The sequence below is a fragment of the Flavobacterium endophyticum genome, assembly GCF_003634455.1.
In the GTDB taxonomy this organism is placed as follows: Bacteria; Bacteroidota; Bacteroidia; order Flavobacteriales; family Flavobacteriaceae; genus Flavobacterium; species Flavobacterium endophyticum.
In genome coordinates, this window is the sequence record NZ_RBLC01000005.1 from 201,608 (window position 1) to 219,083 (window position 17,476).

At 42.6% G+C, this 17,476-nt stretch carries 17 protein-coding genes; 7 read left to right on the plus strand and 10 right to left on the minus strand.

Annotated features, from left to right (window positions below):
- Positions 1 to 13: 13 nt before the first annotated feature.
- From CLV94_RS15400 to CLV94_RS15410, 3 genes are all read right to left on the minus strand, one after another.
- Positions 14 to 1,534: a WG repeat-containing protein gene (locus tag CLV94_RS15400; RefSeq protein WP_121377404.1), complete on the minus strand. Its 1,521-nt coding sequence runs from the start codon at positions 1,532 to 1,534 to the stop codon at positions 14 to 16.
- A 46-nt stretch (positions 1,535 to 1,580) separates the two neighbouring features.
- Positions 1,581 to 2,054, minus strand: coding sequence for a hypothetical protein (locus CLV94_RS15405; RefSeq protein WP_121377405.1), 474 nt, complete (start codon positions 2,052 to 2,054; stop codon positions 1,581 to 1,583).
- A gap of 87 nt (positions 2,055 to 2,141) precedes the next feature.
- The gene (locus CLV94_RS15410) at positions 2,142 to 2,465 is read right to left on the minus strand and encodes a DUF4870 domain-containing protein (RefSeq protein ID WP_121377406.1); all 324 of its coding nucleotides are present in this window, start codon (positions 2,463 to 2,465) and stop codon (positions 2,142 to 2,144) included.
- Positions 2,466 to 2,699: 234 nt separating this feature from the next.
- On the opposite strand from CLV94_RS15410, the gene CLV94_RS15415 reads away from it, so the two are divergent.
- On the plus strand, positions 2,700 to 4,556 hold the full coding sequence (locus CLV94_RS15415) for a transcriptional regulator (protein ID WP_121377407.1): 1,857 nt from the start codon (positions 2,700 to 2,702) through the stop codon (positions 4,554 to 4,556).
- A gap of 356 nt (positions 4,557 to 4,912) precedes the next feature.
- Positions 4,913 to 5,785, plus strand: a complete 873-nt coding sequence (locus tag CLV94_RS15425) for a cation diffusion facilitator family transporter (RefSeq protein ID WP_121377409.1) — start codon at positions 4,913 to 4,915, stop codon at positions 5,783 to 5,785.
- A gap of 58 nt (positions 5,786 to 5,843) precedes the next feature.
- Here CLV94_RS15425 and CLV94_RS15430 read toward each other — a convergent pair whose 3' ends face one another.
- Together CLV94_RS15430 and CLV94_RS15435 are read right to left on the minus strand one after the other, a co-directional pair.
- Positions 5,844 to 6,410: a hypothetical protein gene (locus CLV94_RS15430; protein WP_121377410.1), complete on the minus strand. Its 567-nt coding sequence runs from the start codon at positions 6,408 to 6,410 to the stop codon at positions 5,844 to 5,846.
- A 25-nt stretch (positions 6,411 to 6,435) separates the two neighbouring features.
- On the minus strand, positions 6,436 to 6,846 hold the full coding sequence (locus CLV94_RS15435; RefSeq protein WP_147406645.1) for a hypothetical protein: 411 nt from the start codon (positions 6,844 to 6,846) through the stop codon (positions 6,436 to 6,438).
- A gap of 364 nt (positions 6,847 to 7,210) precedes the next feature.
- Between CLV94_RS15435 and CLV94_RS15440 the strand changes: the two genes are divergently transcribed.
- The 3 genes from CLV94_RS15440 to CLV94_RS15450 are packed head-to-tail and all read left to right on the plus strand — an operon-like array spanning position 7,211 to position 9,141.
- The gene (locus tag CLV94_RS15440; protein WP_121377412.1) at positions 7,211 to 8,149 is read left to right on the plus strand and encodes a ring-cleaving dioxygenase; all 939 of its coding nucleotides are present in this window, start codon (positions 7,211 to 7,213) and stop codon (positions 8,147 to 8,149) included.
- Positions 8,150 to 8,155: 6 nt separating this feature from the next.
- Positions 8,156 to 8,782 (plus strand): alpha/beta hydrolase, encoded by a 627-nt coding sequence (locus CLV94_RS15445; protein ID WP_121377413.1) that lies wholly within the window; start codon positions 8,156 to 8,158, stop codon positions 8,780 to 8,782.
- Positions 8,782 to 9,141, plus strand: coding sequence for a cupin domain-containing protein (locus CLV94_RS15450; RefSeq protein WP_121377414.1), 360 nt, complete (start codon positions 8,782 to 8,784; stop codon positions 9,139 to 9,141). The genes CLV94_RS15445 and CLV94_RS15450 overlap by 1 nt, the downstream gene beginning before the upstream one ends.
- A 63-nt stretch (positions 9,142 to 9,204) precedes the next feature.
- Here the strand turns inward: CLV94_RS15450 and CLV94_RS15455 are convergent, their stop codons facing one another.
- A complete protein-coding gene (locus CLV94_RS15455; protein WP_121377415.1) occupies positions 9,205 to 9,552 on the minus strand; it encodes a winged helix-turn-helix transcriptional regulator in 348 nt (115 codons plus the stop codon).
- 111 nt (positions 9,553 to 9,663) lie between these two features.
- Between CLV94_RS15455 and CLV94_RS15460 the strand changes: the two genes are divergently transcribed.
- A complete protein-coding gene (locus CLV94_RS15460) occupies positions 9,664 to 10,266 on the plus strand; it encodes an FMN-dependent NADH-azoreductase (RefSeq protein ID WP_121377416.1) in 603 nt (200 codons plus the stop codon).
- Between the two features lie 80 nt (positions 10,267 to 10,346).
- On the opposite strand, the gene CLV94_RS15465 is transcribed toward CLV94_RS15460, so the two are convergent.
- Positions 10,347 to 11,861 carry a tetratricopeptide repeat protein gene (locus CLV94_RS15465; RefSeq protein ID WP_121377417.1) on the minus strand — a complete coding sequence of 505 codons (1,515 nt, stop codon included), beginning with the start codon at positions 11,859 to 11,861 and terminating at the stop codon, positions 10,347 to 10,349.
- 128 nt (positions 11,862 to 11,989) lie between these two features.
- Complete coding sequence (locus CLV94_RS15470; protein WP_121377418.1) at positions 11,990 to 15,145, minus strand: T9SS type A sorting domain-containing protein; 3,156 nt, start codon at positions 15,143 to 15,145, stop codon at positions 11,990 to 11,992.
- Between the two features lie 299 nt (positions 15,146 to 15,444).
- Between CLV94_RS15470 and CLV94_RS15475 the strand changes: the two genes are divergently transcribed.
- Complete coding sequence (locus CLV94_RS15475) at positions 15,445 to 16,362, plus strand: phytanoyl-CoA dioxygenase family protein (protein ID WP_121377419.1); 918 nt, start codon at positions 15,445 to 15,447, stop codon at positions 16,360 to 16,362.
- A gap of 16 nt (positions 16,363 to 16,378) precedes the next feature.
- Here the strand turns inward: CLV94_RS15475 and CLV94_RS15480 are convergent, their stop codons facing one another.
- Together CLV94_RS15480 and CLV94_RS15485 are read right to left on the minus strand one after the other, a co-directional pair.
- The gene (locus tag CLV94_RS15480) at positions 16,379 to 16,888 is read right to left on the minus strand and encodes a hypothetical protein (RefSeq protein WP_121377420.1); all 510 of its coding nucleotides are present in this window, start codon (positions 16,886 to 16,888) and stop codon (positions 16,379 to 16,381) included.
- Between the two features lie 119 nt (positions 16,889 to 17,007).
- On the minus strand, positions 17,008 to 17,454 hold the full coding sequence (locus CLV94_RS15485; protein ID WP_121377421.1) for a response regulator: 447 nt from the start codon (positions 17,452 to 17,454) through the stop codon (positions 17,008 to 17,010).
- Positions 17,455 to 17,476 lie beyond the last annotated feature (22 nt).

The following is a 17,476-nucleotide window of genomic DNA, read 5'->3' on the forward strand; positions in this document are numbered from 1 at the left end:
CTGTGTCAAGCGATCATTTAGTATCGGTAGGCTCAAAGTCGGAGATTTCAGAATACTTGGTCTTGGTAACCACATTGCCTTTCAAATCCATCAGGCCCTGCCGCTGCGCGTCATAGCCTTCGCAACTGCTGCACGGCTCGCCGAATCGGACCAATGCGAATTGGTACGCCAAAAACTTGGTATCCTGATGCTTGGCAAGGTCGATTGTTATTTTGGCCGTCGAGCCCGCAAAAGCTACAGGTTCTCCGTATCCATTCGTCTCAAGAAACAAGCCGTTGCCTAAATCCAAAAGATGGGCATCCGTAAAAGATCCCAGCGTTTTTCCTTTAGTCGTGATTCTTCTCATCTGGGAATTGTCTAAGGGAACTGCCCAAAGCTGGCTGCCGTCAATCAGCCTCAAGTACTTCCAATTGAAATCCAATACAAAAGTTCCTTTGGTGTTGATCAGCCCATAGCGCGGCCAGCCGTCATCCGTATCATCAATTTCTGATACGACCGCCATGCCATAGCGGAACTGTTCTGCGGTAGCAAACTGCGGCTTGACGACTTCCTTCCCTTGGGTATTGATATAGCCATACGCCGGATATGCCTCTCTTAAATCTGCTGTCGATTTGTAGACCATGACTTTAGCCAGGCCGTCAGTAAAGTCCCAAATCTCGTCATATACAGGAGGCGTCAGTATCTTTCCTTCCGTAGTAATTATTCCGTACCGTACCGCAGCATAGGGCTCTAACTTAGATAGAGAATATATTGCCAGTCCTTCCGAAAAATCAGATTCGATATCATAATCGGCAGCAGTAACCCTTTCCCCTTTTTTATTGATGGCCCAGCAGGCCATGCCTTTCCTATTCGTATTCTGATCTTTCTTTTCAAACACTCGGGCACGTCCGCTTTTAAAAGAACGAGCGCTCTCGTATTGGAACCCTATGACCTCTTCGCCTTGGGTATTGATATAGCCGTAACGTCCTTTTTTTTGGACTGCGGCATATCCTTCCGAGAAAGCCTCGGCCTTTTCATATACGGCCGGAATTATAATCTTGCCCGTCGTATCGATATAGCCCCAACGGCCTTTGATTTCTACAGCTGCCCTGCCCTCGCTGAGCGGCAAGGCTTTGTCAAACTGAACCGGAATGGCCAATACGCCAGCGGCATTGCAGTAGCCCCATTGGCCGTCGGCATTGCCTGCACCCTGCTCTCCTGCAGGCGGCCCCAATTGGATATAGATAGAAGAGTTTTCGATTGAATCGGATGCCTTTCCAGGGTCGACAGCTAGTTTCGGCATGGGCGGATCGATGAGCGCAGGATTCGATTTTCCGATATTGACCGGAATAAGATTGTCGCCCCAAGTACCGCTGTCGTCAATACTACCATAGGCGCCCACATCATCATAAATAACGGGAACGACTTCTTTGCCAGAAGTATTGATATAGCCATATTTATCATTCAGCCGGACTTGCGCCAGATATTTTTTTTCTTGCGCAGACCCGAGAGCATGAAAGGCGATCGCTACTAAAAACAGTTTCAACTTCATCATGACACCTAATTAAAAGAGTTATACCAAGTTCAATACGACAAGCCCACTATCGGGCATCAAAACCCATAATGCTGCTGGTTTCATTGATAGCGTCCTGTACAGGCCGTGTGCTGAACAATCCGACCACTATCGGCACCCGCTTCTCACGGCCTTCTTGATTGAAGATGAAGAAAGCAGTACTGTCCATGGTGAGAAAGAGGTACTTTCCGGTAAGCACATAAAACTGCTCAAAATCATCATAGCGGTAGACCGCTTCGGCATTCAGCAGGTTATTTTTGTGGGTAATCGTCCTTGCCGTTGTGTCGATGACCAGCCTTTTTGTCGTTTTTAACAAGTTGACCAAGGCAAAAAACACAAAAATCAGGGCGCCCCAGAGACCGATTTTCTTCTCTGGAGGCACTATAAAATAAACCGTAATGCCTATTGCCAAGCATGCGATAGCACGCACAATAGCGATAGGCCTGCTTGTCTTCAGGTGGAAACGGTTTCCTTCTTGTATAAAATACTTGTAGTTGCTCATTCCGATTGTTTTTAGTCCCTGCTGCCCTAAAAAGGGCAGCCCAAGACAGTTATTCTCTTTGTTCTGCGTTTCCTGCCGGAGCACGAATTAGCCTATAAAAGCAAATTTATCCTCGAACATCTTGCCAAATATGGGAATTGGCTTTTCAGCACCGTTGGCTGCGTTGATGATTCCTAAGATCCAGAACACCAAGAAAACCAGTCCGATAAGCCCTAGAAATGATAAGGCCGGAACGACCGAAGCCACAATTCGCAACACAATATTAAAAGCAATGCTCACTAATGCCAGTCCTAGCGCCTGACGCAGGTGGTATTTTAGCAGCGAATCTGCCTTGTCTTTGCCGACCAGGTAGGCAATCAGCCAGCCCACGATAGTAATGTAAGAAACGATAGATAATGTCTTGTTGTCCATAACAATGTAAGATTAGGTTATCAGCACTATTGCTATTACAAATATCCGCAACATGATACGCTGTTTCCAATCCTTGCTATCCTACAAACCATCTACCGTATTTTAAAGAGCGTCTACAATACGACTACAACAGTAAAAAAATACTGATTTTCAGCACTTTTGCAACTGATGCTACTACTGTAGTACATCGATTTTTATATGGGTTCTTGACAATTTTTCCTTACATTTAATCTCATGAAATGCATCCGAAACAAATTTTTTATAGCGCTCTGTCTCTGCCTGCCTTTTGGCAGCACGGCACAAACCACACGCACTGACAGCCTGCTGGCGGTCGTTGCCAACTCTGCACTCCACGAAAAAGAAAAGCCTGCCCTATTGAACCAGCTTGCCGAAGCCTACCGCATCGAGAGAAACTATCCTGCAGCAGAAGCCAAAGCAAAACAAGGCATCGCTATTGCGCTGCGTTATAAAGACTATACCGAAGCCGCAAAAGCCTATACACTGCTCACCGTCATCAAAGCCAACGACCAGCAATTTGCTGCCCTAAAAAAAAACAGCGATTCTGCTTTTATGCTCGCCCAGAAAGCCAGAAATCCTATAGCGATGGCGTATGGTTATTATGCGCAGGCCTTCCTGTATAAGATGCTCGAAGATCCGGAAAACCGGATGAAGTTCTGCCAGCTCGGCCTAAAAGAACTCGAAAAGGCGCCAGACCCTTATATAGTCGCCAAATTATATTACCAGCTGTATGTCATCCATTCTGATTGGGACAATATTCCCAAGGTAAACGCCTATGCCCACAAGGCTGTCGAAAATGCCCTGCAGACCAAAGATTACAACCTGCTCAGCAATTGCTATACTGCGCTGTCGGTAGCTCACGAATACAACTACAAAACAGCGAAGAACAAGACAGCGCTTGACAGTGTCTTATACTACCTGAAAAAGTCGGAAACGCTCTACCATAGCTATCCGAAACAAGTAGCCAATTATACCTATGCGATCACCTGCATCAATATTGCCAGCGCCTACCTCAAATACTTTCCGGCTGCCGACAAGACCGCAGAAGCGCAGGCCATCCGATATGCCCAAGCCGCAAAAAACATCGTGAAAAATATGGGCAATACCCAAGAAGTGACCGCCAGCAGCCTAGGCATACTGAGCGAATATGCCGCGCGTAAAGGAAACTATACACAGGCAGAAGCCTACCTTTTGGAAGCCTATAACCTTATGAAGGCCGAAGAGCATCCTTATTATTATACGCTGATCAGCGTAGTACATTCCCTATCTGCCCTCTATAAAAAACAAGGCGATTTTAAAAGAGCACTCGCCTATCAAGAAGAAGTAACCGAGTACACCAATAAAAATTTCGCGCAGAAACAAGACATGGCCGCCCAAAAGCTGGAAGTACAATTTGAGACCGAAAAGAAAAACAACGAAGTACACCTATTGAAAGAACGCGAGGAAAGCCGCAGGCGCCAAGGCTTTTTGTATGCGTGTATCGCGATTGCCTCTTCGCTAGGACTGCTGTTTATGTTCCGCTCCTATCATTTTAAATTGCGCCTGTCGTTGCAACGCGAAAAGCAGCTAAAATTAGAAAAGCAGGAATCTGAAATACAGGTGCTGCTGGAAAAAGAAGAGCAGGCACGCCTAAAAGCAGAACAGCAGTTGCTGGAAACCCAGCAGCAGCAGCTCCAGAAAGAAGTCATGGCCAACGTATTGCAATTGGAACACAAAAACCGCATGCTCTCTGACATCAAGGACAAGCTGGCCGATGGCGACCCCGTAAACATGCAGAAACTGCTGAAAGAAGAAATGATACTGGACAAGGATTTTGAAGATGCCAAGCTCCGTATCCAGCAGGTGCATCCTGATTTTTTCAGCCTTATCAATGAAAAAGCACACAAAAAGCTTACGCTGCTCGACATGAAACTCTGCGCCTACCTCTACCTCAAGATGGACAACCGACAGATTTCGCAGCTCATGCATATCGAGCCAAAAAGCGTGCGTATGAGCCGCTACCGAATCAAGCAAAAATTAGGTCTGCAAAAGGAAGAAGACCTCAATCTTTTCTTACAAGAATTGGGACGCTAGATTTTTAAAAACTGGTATTGAAAAAAATGAAAATTTATTCGTTTTTTGTCAATTTCTGTAAGATAATACATATTTTTTCTCTTTATTTTTCAGGAGGTTTTGTTCGGGTTTCGTTCGGGTCTCGTTCGGGTTTTCTTCGGGAAAATTTCGCAAAAAAACTTTTTTACCGAACAAGGGTGCAAGAAGACCCGAAGCAAGGCCGAAAAAAAGACTTTTTGAGGCTTATTTTTATCTTTTTTGGGGCCGATTAAAACAAGCCTTACTGATGTATAAAAAAGTACGATTTATATAAAAATTCTCGACAACGTGAAGTATCTTGCACCCAATTAAAAACACCAACCCGCAAGCCTGACCTGATGACAAAAAATACCGAAACAGCCATCAAGACGACCTATTTTAGCATTATAGGAAACACGGCATTGGCGCTCATAAAAGGGCTGGCCGGGTATTTTGGGAATTCGTATGCCTTGATAGCAGACGCGATAGAATCGACGGCTGATATCTTTTCGTCTTTCTTGGTCTTGTTTGGATTAAAGTATTCAAGCCGTCCTGCGGATGAGAATCATCCCTACGGACACGGCCGTGCGGAGCCGCTGATTACCTTTTTGGTCGTTGGCTTCTTGATTACCTCTGCTACTATCATTGCCTACGAAAGCATCGTCAACATAGGAAATCCGCATGACCTGCCAAAGCCGTATACGCTGATTGTCTTGGGGGCGATTATCATCTGGAAAGAGATTTCTTTCCGCTTGGTCATGAAAAAAAGCAAGGAGACGAACAGCTCTTCGCTAAAGGCCGACGCATGGCACCACAGGAGCGATGCCATCACTTCGGTAGCCGCATTTATCGGAATCTCGATTGCCTTGTTCTTTGGAAAAGGATATGAGTCTGCCGACGATTGGGCGGCACTGCTGGCATCGGGACTGATACTTTATAACAGCTACCTGATCTTTAGGCCTGCACTGGGCGAGATTATGGACGAGCACCTGTATGATGACCTGGTACTAGAAATCAGAAAGGTTTCGGTCACCTCAAACGGAATTCTTGGGACAGAAAAGTGCTTTATCCGCAAAGCGGGCATGAAGTATCATGTAGACCTGCACGCGATTGTAGACGCCACCATTACTGTAAAAGAAGGGCATGACCTCGCCCACCAGCTGATCGATACGCTGCATCGGGAAATCCCGCAGCTGGGCTATATCCTGATTCATATTGAACCGAATAGTTAAAAAAAGGAGCTGCGATTGCAGCTCCCTTTTTTTATAACCAATTTGATAAAAACAACATCTAGATGATGTTTTCGAGTTCTATTTCGTTTACGCTAAAAACGAGCGCCTTGGCTTGCAATAGAAAATCTTCGATTTCGATTTCTTGTGTGCGTATCTGGCAGAACAAGGCCGCGTACTCATCGTGAAGCTCTCCTCTCTTGTCTTCGTTAAGGCTGTCGTATCGTTCCAGATTCGTGCCCAAGATGATGAAATCGATGATAAACGGCACGTCAAAATTATTGTCCGTATCGGTCAGCTTGTGCGTTATGCTCGAGAAGTGTTCCAGTTTCTGCTGCGCCGCATAATACCTTTCTAATTGGGTGTCATTAAAATGCCTGCCGTTCAAGACACAGTCTATGATCTCATAAAAAATCTCGGTTTCTATATGCAGATCCGATTTCAGGTCTCTGTATAGCTTATTGATCCAAGTAATAGAATTAATCACGTTCAGTACCTCGACAGAATATCCGAACTTCTCTACATCGCTAAAATATTGGAAATGTTTCGTATCCAAGATCATAAACGGACTGTGCTCCTCAAGGTTAAAATCCTTGTTTTCTTTTAGGTCTTCTTTTTTAATTATCATCTTTTCCTTTTTAACTATTTATTATTTATTCAACTACCAGTTCCCAATTATTGCCTTCTTGATCTTTGGCTGCCAGCCGATCCTTCCCGATCCATTCGACATCGACCTCAATCTCATTGCCCATATCGTCTTCGATGGCGCCTTTTCCATGCTTTCCTTCAATATCGGCATAGCCCGTTACCATGTTGCCTTCTTTGTCTGAACCGACTACGTCATAGTGCGATTCGTAGTCTGCTGAGTCAGCAGAATGCGGTACTTCTTGGTGTTGGGAAATAATATAGCAGATAATGGAATCTTTGGAAAGGTGCTCATGGTCTTTGAGCTCTGATAAATCAAGGTTATTGTAGGTAACGATGTGCTTCTCTTCTTCGCAGCCCCAAAGGACAAACAGCAGCAGGGCCATATACACAAGAGCGCAAGGGGGATTCTTGATCATATATTAGTGTCATTAGATTATAACATGCCGATCATTTAAGAACTCCAGCAGCCTAATTTCATTACGTGGTAGATGATGAAATTGAATGCGGATCACTATCCAAAAAAATATGCGAAAAAGCAGATAAGGATATATCGTTGGCTTTCCTTTCAAATATAAAAAGGACGAAAAGGCTTTCCTTACGGTTTTCCGTAATGGGCGCGAAAAGTTTGAAAAAAATTAAAAAGAATTCTTTTTGGCAAGAAAAAAGCTTCGTGAAAGAGCCGATTTTATTTTCTTGTCCTAGTTCAATGCCTGCGTTTTAGAACTGCCGTAAATTTGTACTATAAATTAACAAGCATATCTAATCAAACACATAAAACACATGGAAAATAAAATTTTAGGCATACATCATATTACGGCGATTGCCGGAGATGCCAAACGTAACTTTGATTTTTATTCTAAAGTCTTGGGATTGCGATTCATCAAAAAGACGGTCAACTTTGACGATCCAGGCACGTATCACTTTTATTTTGGCGATGAAGTGGGAAGCGCGGGAACGATACTTACTTTTTTCCCTTGGGGCGAAGGCATACAGCAAGGCCGAAAAGGTTCTGGAATGGCTACCGAAATTGGCTATTCTGTACCCGAAGGAAGCTTGGATTTTTGGGTGAAGCGTTTTGAAGAGTACAACGTGATCTACAACAAGCCGTCCGTAAAATTCGGAGAAAAGTACCTTACTTTCTTAGATCCGGACGGATTGAAATTGGAATTGATCGAATCTAAAACGCCAGACCACAGAAAGGCATGGGAAACGGATGAAGTGAAGGCAGACGTTGCTACAAAGGGCTTTCACCATATTACCTTGACCTTGAACACCATCAAGCCTACGGCCGCCGTCCTTACCGAAGTGTTTGATTACAAGCTGATCGAGCAGGAAGCAAACCGCTACCGCTATGCTACGGATGCTGTTGAAGGCGCCGCTATTGTGGACTTGGTAGAATTAGCCGACGAGAAAAGAGGCCATGTAGCTAACGGAAGCGTGCACCATGTGGCGTTTAGGGTTAAAAACGATGAGATCTTGATGCATTTCCGTGACAAGATCGAGAAGCGAGGGTTGAGCATCACGCCGCAGATCGACAGGCAGTATTTCCATTCACTCTACTTCAGGGAGCCAGGAGGGGTATTGTTTGAAATCGCGACAGACAACCCAGGGTTTACCATCGACGAGACATTAGAAAACCTAGGAAAGGATTTGAAACTGCCGCCGCAATATGAATCACGCCGCGACCAGATTGAAGCACATTTAGTAAAAATAAATTAAGAAACTATGGATTTTCAGCCTTTGCACTATATATACAAGCCGTCACAGAACCCGCAAGCGGCAACGCTGCTGCTTTTGCATGGTACAGGCGGCAACGAGCACGACTTGATTCCGATAGCGGAAAGCTTGGGTACCGATTTTAATATCTTGAGCCTTCGAGGCAATGTGTTGGAAAACGGCATGCCGCGTTTTTTCAGGAGGCTCGGGATGGGCATCTTTGATGAGAAAGACTTGGAATTCAGGACGCACGAAATGATTGCTTTTATAAAGGAAATTTCGGAGAAAGAGGGTTTTGATCTTTCTAAGATTATAGCGCTCGGCTATTCGAACGGGGCTAATATTGCAGGCGCTTCCTTGTTCTTGGAACCTGATTTTTTAGCCGGAGCTATTCTTTTTAGGCCTATGCTGCCTTTTAAAGACACCCTTCCCGCAGCTGCTAAAAGCAGGGTACCTGTCTTTTTGAGTTCTGGAAAAAACGATCCTACGGTAGACCCAAATGCTACAGAAAATTATCTGGAGGTATTGACCAAAGCAGGATTTGACACTGCACATTTTGAATTGAACACGAGCCACAACCTTACGCAGCAAGATCTGGATCTTGCTGCAGAATGGCTCGGCAAGTATTTTAACTAATGGAACCTTTTGTAATTACGCGCCTGTATGCTGATGAAAAGGGCGACAGCCGATTTGAAGACGTCAGCGTCCCCTTGCAAGAAAAGGGCACGATCGGCTTTTTATCGGAAGCACAGAAAGCGGGAACGGTAGTATTCCGGAAAGTAGCGGCAAGCTATGATTATGATTTCCATACGGCTCCGGCCAGGCAGTATATCGTGCTGTTGGACGGGAGCATTGAAATCGAGACTTCGCTTGGCGACAAGCGAGTTTTTGAATCGGGACAGGTGCTTTTGGTTGAAGATGTTACTGGAAAAGGACACAAGACTAAAAACCTGACGTCTCAGATTAGGTCTTCTTTATTTATAACACTGGACTAATGCAAAATGCCTATTGTTTCCAAGAGCGGAAACAATAGGCACTTTTGTATAAGGCAGAAAGGTTTACCTGCCTGTAATTTTCTTTCTGTGCTGGATTCCCCAGTCTCTCATTTCTGCGATGACTCTTGAAAGCGTGCCGCTATACCCTGTCAAGGCATACTCGATCTTGACCGGAGTTGTCGGATACACCGTGCGCGTGATGAATTCGTTGGCTTCTAAATCTCTTAATTCTTTTGAGAGCAATTTCGGCGTTATTCCTGTTATCATTCTTTCCAGCTCGTTGAATCTTTTAGGGCCGGAGTCAAGAGCAATTATGATAGGAAGCTTCCACTTTCCGTTAAGGACATCTAAAGTATCCCTCACGGCCATAAGGCTTTTGGTACAGGCTTCTGGGGTATGTTCTATTTCCATAAGTTGCTGTTTGTCTGTTACTATCCCTAAAGATAGTACTATCCTTTAGGATACTGCTATCTTTTGCATAGCAAAGATAAATAACTTTGGCCTCATAGAAATAGAAAAAAGATGAAAAAAATACTGCACATTATTTCCAGCCCTAGAGGCGACGCGTCTATGAGCATAAAGCTCGGCAATGCGATTATTGAAAAACTACAAGCTGCTTATCCAGACAGCCAGGTCAAGGAGCATGATCTTCTGAAAGACCGGTTCCCGCATCTTGATGAAATGCACATCGCTTCCTTTTTTACGCCTGAAGAAAACAGGTCGGCTCAAAACAAGGAAGCCATACGCCCTTCTGACGAAGCCATTCAGGAAATCACCGACGCAGACATCATTGTCATTGGCACGCCGCTTTTTAATTTCGGGATTCCTTCGAGCTTAAAGGCATGGATCGACCATATTGCCAGAGCCGGAGTGACTTTCAAATATGATGAAAATGGTCCCGAAGGCCTAGTAAAAGGCAAAAAAGTGTATGTCGCGATGGCGTCTGGAGGCATCTATTCTGATGGTCCGATGGCATCGTATGACTTTGCTGTTCCGTATCTGAAATCTGCTTTGGGCTTTTTGGGCATGACCGATATTACGGTCTACCGTGTAGAAGGGACTATGATTCCGACTATTCAAGATACGGCTCTTGAGAAGGCAGTCGATGGTATTCTAATAAGCTAACTGGGCAATCCGGCCTTTAAAGAAAAAGAACGGCCGCAAGCCGTTCTTTTTAATTTTGATTGATTCTTGAAACGATGGTGTTATTTTATGACCATTGGCAGAAAGTCTTCTACGCTGTCATAGCCTTCATTTTTGAGCTTTTTCTTCAGCCTCATCTTCCCTACTCTAACGCTTTGGGGCGAAATGCCTAATATTTTCGCCATTTCTTTTCCTGATAGGTCCAGATAAAGCAAGACAATCAGGCGAATTTCTGCTTCTGTCAGCGTTATTTTAAATTGCTTGATTCGGGAGAAAAAAGCGGGATATATGGATTTGAACTTGATCTTGAATGTTTCCCAGTCTTCTTCTGTCAATATTTTTTGTTCTAGCAATTGGGCTACTTCTGAGTCGTTTTTGCTGTGTGGCTGCAGTCCTTTTGAGACTTCTTCTTGGAGTTTGCTGATAGCGACACTTTTCTTGGTCAGATCGATTATGTAGGCTTTTAGTTCTTGTTCTTTTACGTCTAGTATTTTTTTAGAGTTAGAAAGCTCCATTTCCAGCTTTCTTTTATTGTATCGGATTTTTGAGAGGTATCTGTAGACAAAAAAGGCTACGATAAGCAGCACGATTATGATTCCCGTTCCAATAAACCATATCCTGTTTTCTGCTAGTTCTTGTTCTTTTTCAAGATTCCTAATCTGGAGGTTCTTGACCTCGCTCCCCATGTCGGCTTGGTATCTGGCTAATATGTTGGATTGATTGGCAACGAGTATGGCTTTGTTCAAGTCGTTGTAAATTTTAAAGTATTTTAAGGCTGAATCGGGCTGGTGAAAGTGCTCGTAAACTTCGGACATCTTTTGGTAGGCTTCTGTGATATGTACCTTGCTTTGGATCTCCAGGCTTAGCTTGAGGCTTTTTTGCACGGCATCAAGCGATTGTTTTTCTGCCCCTTGTCGGAGATAGATATCGGAAAGATTGTAATAGCTCGCCGCAGCACCGTCTTTGTAATTTACTTTTTTGTAGTTGTCCAAAGCTCTTAAGTAATATACTCTGGCAGAGTCTATCATTCCTTTGTTCTTGAATATCTGCCCTTGATTGTTGAGCGCAATGGCCAAGTCTCTATAATATCCGTACGTTTTAAAAATCTCGATGGCCTTGTTGTTGTGAAAGAATGCTTTTTCGAAATTGTGCTGTTCTTTCAGGATCAATCCTCTGTTGGTATGGGTGAGCCCTAATAACCTGTGCATGTTTCGTTTTTCGGCAATCTTTCCAGATTCGGTATAACATTCCATGGCATCGGCATTGTTCTCAAGCCTCCAGTGCACGAGTCCGAGCGTGTTTAGGACTTTGGCTAGCTCTTCTTCGTCATTTGTCGCTTTTGCCTTCTTATAGGCTTTTGTTATATAGTCTAATGCTTTTTGATAGTTTCCTATTCTCCATTCGTTGATTGCGGATTCGTTTAGCGAATCGATGCTTCTGTCTTCTGTATTTTTAGAGAGGGAGTCTTTGGATGTAAGCGCAGTTTCTTTTACTTCAGAGGAAGTAGTAGAGTTGCAACTGGCCAATCCTAGCAGCAAAAACAAAAGAAATAAAGCGGCAATCTTGTTTTTCAGCATTTTATATAGTGGTAGCGGTTTATCAAAAATAAGAATGTTTTGTCTTAAATACTATAGAAATTCCTGCCTTGCATTGCTGCAGGACAGGAGATTTCTTGGCAATTGTCAAACGGACTAACTATTTTCTATTATTTGATAATTATTTTTCGGGCTTGCTTAAAATTGTCGGCAACCAATTGGTAAAAATAAATGGCTTGGTTCAGGCCCGATACATTTACCTCAACAGTGTTGTATCCTTGCGGGAAAACATCGTCAGCAACATCCATAATGTATTTTCCTGTACTGTCATAGAGCTTGATTTTCACTTCTCCTGCATTTTCGATATAGAAAGGTATTTCTGTTTTTCCGATGGCTGGATTCGGATAGTTTTGTCCCAGCCAATTGGATTTAATTTCTGGATTCGGGTGTTCGCCTGTTCCTAAAGAATTATGGTCTGTTTGGAAAAAATAGGTTCCTTGAAACAAAAACATTTCGTTTTCTAAGGTTCCCGGCATCATTAATCTTCCGTCCGGAAGCGGCAACAAGCTCACAGGATTAAAGGCAGACAGTTCTGGACCTACTAAAAGCTCTTCTGTTCCGTTTCCGGTAGGATCAACTTTAATCAGAGAGCCAATGTAATAAGCACTCGTACTGTAGTTTAGCCTATACGGGAATGAGCTTGTATATATCTGGCTCAACATAAAAATATCATCTGAGGCGTCAACGTAAATGTCTCTATAAAAATGGTTTAGTTCGGTTTCTCGTACCCAGATTCTGTTTCCGCTTTCATCGTATTTTTGAAGTACGACCTTATTGTTTACGCCATAAATTACGCTAAACGAAACGAGGATCAAGTCTCCCGTACTCAATTGTTTTACGGCATAGGAACGTATGTGTCTTCCTGGCTCTTCATAGAGTGATGACCATTGAAGAGCACCTGCTGGGTTTATCTTTGCCACTAATGATTTCTCATTATATTCTGTTTCTGATTGTGCGGCACCATTCACATAAAGGCTGCCATCTTGATCAAAAATCAAATCGCTTCCCGCTGAAAAATGGCCTGCGATGTCATAATTATTGAACCATTGCAATGTTCCATTGGCAGCATATTTTAATACGGCAAGATTGGTGTCTTGGACTATCATACCGCCAAATCCTGACGCTCCAACTAAATATATATTACCATCTGCATCTGCTTTTCCGGATTCAATAGTGTAGATATTGTCATCTGGATTTGGAGACGTCGCAAAGTCAGTCCACACTTCGCTTCCTGTATTGGATATTTTGATGGTTGTAAATACTCCGAAAATATCGGAATCGTTTTCTTTTGCTTTTCCGCTGATGTATGCATTTCCAGAATCATCTAGAAAAAACGCATATAGTTTGGAGCCAAAAACGTTTTTAGAAAAATCCCAAAGCAAAGTACCGTCCGACGTGAATTTTTTCACTTTTAAAGGATAGGCCGCATCCTCAGATGGGATCAAGTAGACCATTAGTTCCCCATTTGAATTTGCCAGTATTTTAATTCCGTTACTTTCATTTCCGTTGGAAGGGTTGAACACTTTTTCCCACTCTAGGTTTCCGGTCGGAGAATATTTTTTTACGTAATAGTTGGATATGCCTCTATCTCCGCTCACTGTACTGAAAACTCCGGCAACATAGGAATTATTATCGTCATCATGTACTGCCGATAAAGCTTGCGAAGCAAAGGCATCACTGCTATAAATATTTCTCCACTCAGGCTGAGTGGCTGTCGCAGTAAAAGAGAGTTTTAGAGTTTCAAAAACGGTTCCTTCGGCAGAAAGGTCTGTAGTAAAAACCGGCATCAGGTTGTTTGAACTTGTTACTCCAACTCCAATAAACTCAGAAGTCGATTCTGTTGGAGAAAATGGCTTGACAAAACTTGTTTCTCCAGCCAACGAACCATCAACATTATATTTGTGGGCTACAAATTTGTTGTCAGCAAAATTCTCGTCTAAGCCTCGACCTGCAATGACAGGAAGGTTTGTAGCATCTAAAGTCAGGTGGGCATCTTTTATTTCGATAAGATTGTTGGTTTCTCTTGTCCAATTTTCTGTACCATCTGGATTATAAGAGATCAGGAAAAAGCCGTCATCAACCCAATCGCCAAGATGTTTTCCTCCTACATAAATCTTAGCATTTGGGGTCACTTTAATATCATAAGCATTGGTAAAATCTGTACCGCTTCTGAATATTTTTAGCCATTGCTGTTGTCCGGAAGCATTATATTTTACGGTTCCTGCCTTGCTCATAAAAGTATTTAGGGTTCCGGTTACGTAGCAATTACCATCAGCATCGAACGTAACATCGCGCGCAATTGAGTTCGTATCTTGCAAAGGACTATCGGGATCATTCGGATCGGAGCTATCTGTATACGTGTAGTTTTGTTTCCATAAAACATTCCCATTGCTTGCATACTTGATCGTATAGTAGGTCTGCCAATAGTCGGCATTCGTACCAAATCCAGTTACGGCTATATTGCCTGCATTGTCTACAGCTACTGAAGTCGGCTCATTCCATGATTCTTCGACCTCATTACTGTCAATAACCGACCAAAGGAGCGTTCCGGCCGCATCGTATTTCAAGGTCACATAGCGTATGCTTGTTCCGGCATATGCGACCCCGACAATAATTATATTTCCGTTTCCGTCGACTGTCATGGCTGTCGGCACATCCAGTCCTTCGTTGCCTCCATCAAAAACTCTTTCCCAAGTTACATTTCCTGAAGCGGCATCATATTTTACAGTTCGAATATCCATATCATTTCCGTTCCATTTAATTCCTGTTGCAATTGGGTTTCCTGTTGCATCAAGGGCAATTTTAGTTCCTATCTCTGCTGCATATAATGTTCCTTCTTGACGTTTTTCCCACACTCTGTTTCCGTTGGCATCTACTTTTATGGTTACAAAGTTTGCCTCAGCCGAAATGCTATTCGAACTTGTTCCGGTTATATAGACATTTCCTGCTGCATCATTGGTGCTTGAAAAAGGGACGCTTCTGCCGCTTAAAATAGTGGCTTTAAAGCCATAATTTGAAGGAGTAACTTCTCGTGCCGCATCTCCTTCATTTAAGTCTGTACCAATCAAAGACTTTCTTTCTAACTGGCTATTTTGTCCCTCTTTGACATTTTTCAGTTTTGACAGTATCCCTTCTTTTTGAGATAATTCATAGCCATGAAATTTTTTGGCCTCCGTACCAAGTATTGTTTGAGAAAAGGCCGGGCCGCAGAAACCACAACCTAATATCACAACAATGAATCTTAGATATTTGTAATTATTTTTCATACCTGTTTTTTAAGGATTAGACATTAATAATTGTATTCTTAATTGATTGAAGGAATTTCATAAAAGAATAACTTTCTTTATCAAAACTACTTCATATTCATTCAATAACGTAAAAAACCGCGTTGACAAAAGTGTTGACATTTAAATTGTAACTCATTGAAAAATTGAGGAAACAGCGCACATTCTAAAGAACAACGAATAAATCTTATAGGAAATAATGCGTAATGAAATAAGAGATTGTTTTTGATACCCTCTTTGTCATTATTCGCTATTTTTGATGCAACTTTGATATAAAAACTATGGCTTGGTCTCTTCTTGAGAAACTCTGGCAACGAACAGTAAGTTCTCACGTAACTGTAAATCCTGATACAACTTCTTGGGACAAAGAAATCGAAACGCTCTACCGGCTCGGTATCAGCATGGAAGACGCCCTCCAATTTCTTTATTTTGAAAAACCTGATTTTGAAGCTTTCAAAACTTGGATACATAGTCGAAAAAGAGAAGCTGAAGCTGTTGCAAGTGAACGTGAAGATGACGTACTCCTACCAGAAGATCTTGAGTTTTGGTATAAAAACGGGTATATTATCGTAAGAGAAGCAATTTCAAAACAAGACTGCAAGGCAACAGAAGAGGCTATTTGGAATTTCTTAGGAATGGATCCTAATGACAAAGAAAGCTGGTATAACAGACATGCAGAACAAAAAGGACTAATGCTCAGTTTTTCAGATCATGAGACTTTAAACAAAAACAGGGGTTCTGTTCGCATACGAAAAGCGTACGAACAGCTTTATAAAACGTCGAAGATCTATCCTACCATAGACAAGGTAAGTTTTAATCCGCCTGAGACGGAACATTTCCGTTTTAGGGGAAGTCCACTCCATTGGGACGTCAGCTTGAAACAGCCAATACCTTTTGCGATGCAAGGACTTTTATACTTAACGGACTGCGGCCCGCAAGATGGCGCATTTCACTGTGTGCCAGGATTCCATAATTCGATTGATTTGTGGCTGGAAGGATTAGAAGAGGGTGAGCATCCGAGAGAAAAGGCGATCAACACGTTACAGCCTATTCCTATAACAGCCAATGCAGGCGACTTTATCATCTGGCAAAATACGCTGCCGCATTGCGCTATGCCCAATCATGGATTGCATCCGCGTATGGTACAATATCTCACGTATCTGCCTGATGATTATTATGCTTCTCCAGAATGGATTTAGCCGCCTGTCGCGAAAATTAAGACTTATTGATTATACTCCATCTTGGGATTCTTGCGTTATCGCCTTCTTTAAGAATAAAGCGATAGCCGTAATGGGTGTCGACTATTTCACGAGTAGTCGGATCTGTAATCGTATATTCGATGTGTGCTTTCTGCTTGAAATATTTTTTCCAAGCCGGAAAGATATCGAGGTATTTTCCTCTGATGGCTTGGAATTTCAAGGCTTTTGTTTCTAGCTTGTTTTGCAATTTGAAGTCGACATATAGGCATTCGTCCCACTCGCTTTTGCTCTCGAGGTCTGCATCAGAGATAGCAGCCGGAGCATAAATAATAGTGTAACTGGAATCGGCGGCTTTCTCCATGACCTTATAGAATCTATAGGAAAGCGTTGTCAGCGAGGCAATCTTATCGGAAGCCTGGCGCGCATTTCCTTTATCTGTCCTGGAAATAGCGCTTATAAAAGCTACATCTTGCGCCATTGTAACGGTGCAGATGAAAAATACGGCAGATGATAGAAACGTTTTCATAGAAATTGCTATTGAATAGTGCAAAGATATTGCAAAAAGAATATCCTTTTTTTATCGTTTATTACTTATTTTAAATTTTTTATTCATCAGCATCCCCTTTCTCCAAAGCTCTTTATAAATCAGACATTGTAGAAGAAAGTTTTCCTGTCGAGTCCTGATTTATGGTAATGCCAATTAATATTCAGGACGTTTCTTATTGTCTTTTTCAAGGCGGCATAGTCGTTGGGTTTTGTGATATAGATATTTGCCCCGTTAATAAATGTCTCTTCTATATCTTTTTCTAAAGACGACGTGGAGTATATGGCTACAGACACGTCCATAAACCTAGGGTTGCTTCTTATTTCTTTCAAGCATTCGGATCCCGAAACAAAAGGCATGTTCAGGTCTAAGAATATGATATGCGGCAGCACTATATTTTCTTGATTGAGATGTTCCATCAGCTCAACGGCATTCTTGAACATCAAGAGCTTATTGGAAGCTTTGATTTCCTTTACGACTTCTTCAAAGAGCTGCTGGTCGTCTTGATCGTCATCGACAAGAAAAATAGTCATAGCAGATGAATTCATATGAATTTTAGATATTAGTTTT

What these genes read in the sequence shown, in the direction of transcription:
- CLV94_RS15400 (WP_121377404.1), bottom strand. Translation starts at nt 1,534, where the DNA reads ATGATGAAGTTGAAACTGTTTTTAGTAGCGATCGCCTTTCATGCTCTC.
- CLV94_RS15405 (WP_121377405.1), bottom strand. Translation starts at nt 2,054, where the DNA reads ATGAGCAACTACAAGTATTTTATACAAGAAGGAAACCGTTTCCACCTG.
- CLV94_RS15410 (WP_121377406.1), bottom strand. Translation starts at nt 2,465, where the DNA reads ATGGACAACAAGACATTATCTATCGTTTCTTACATTACTATCGTGGGC.
- CLV94_RS15415 (WP_121377407.1), top strand. Translation starts at nt 2,700, where the DNA reads ATGAAATGCATCCGAAACAAATTTTTTATAGCGCTCTGTCTCTGCCTG.
- CLV94_RS15425 (WP_121377409.1), top strand. Translation starts at nt 4,913, where the DNA reads ATGACAAAAAATACCGAAACAGCCATCAAGACGACCTATTTTAGCATT.
- CLV94_RS15430 (WP_121377410.1), bottom strand. Translation starts at nt 6,410, where the DNA reads ATGATAATTAAAAAAGAAGACCTAAAAGAAAACAAGGATTTTAACCTT.
- CLV94_RS15435 (WP_147406645.1), bottom strand. Translation starts at nt 6,846, where the DNA reads ATGATCAAGAATCCCCCTTGCGCTCTTGTGTATATGGCCCTGCTGCTG.
- CLV94_RS15440 (WP_121377412.1), top strand. Translation starts at nt 7,211, where the DNA reads ATGGAAAATAAAATTTTAGGCATACATCATATTACGGCGATTGCCGGA.
- CLV94_RS15445 (WP_121377413.1), top strand. Translation starts at nt 8,156, where the DNA reads ATGGATTTTCAGCCTTTGCACTATATATACAAGCCGTCACAGAACCCG.
- CLV94_RS15450 (WP_121377414.1), top strand. Translation starts at nt 8,782, where the DNA reads ATGGAACCTTTTGTAATTACGCGCCTGTATGCTGATGAAAAGGGCGAC.
- CLV94_RS15455 (WP_121377415.1), bottom strand. Translation starts at nt 9,552, where the DNA reads ATGGAAATAGAACATACCCCAGAAGCCTGTACCAAAAGCCTTATGGCC.
- CLV94_RS15460 (WP_121377416.1), top strand. Translation starts at nt 9,664, where the DNA reads ATGAAAAAAATACTGCACATTATTTCCAGCCCTAGAGGCGACGCGTCT.
- CLV94_RS15465 (WP_121377417.1), bottom strand. Translation starts at nt 11,861, where the DNA reads ATGCTGAAAAACAAGATTGCCGCTTTATTTCTTTTGTTTTTGCTGCTA.
- CLV94_RS15470 (WP_121377418.1), bottom strand. Translation starts at nt 15,145, where the DNA reads ATGAAAAATAATTACAAATATCTAAGATTCATTGTTGTGATATTAGGT.
- CLV94_RS15475 (WP_121377419.1), top strand. Translation starts at nt 15,445, where the DNA reads ATGGCTTGGTCTCTTCTTGAGAAACTCTGGCAACGAACAGTAAGTTCT.
- CLV94_RS15480 (WP_121377420.1), bottom strand. Translation starts at nt 16,888, where the DNA reads ATGAAAACGTTTCTATCATCTGCCGTATTTTTCATCTGCACCGTTACA.
- CLV94_RS15485 (WP_121377421.1), bottom strand. Translation starts at nt 17,454, where the DNA reads ATGAATTCATCTGCTATGACTATTTTTCTTGTCGATGACGATCAAGAC.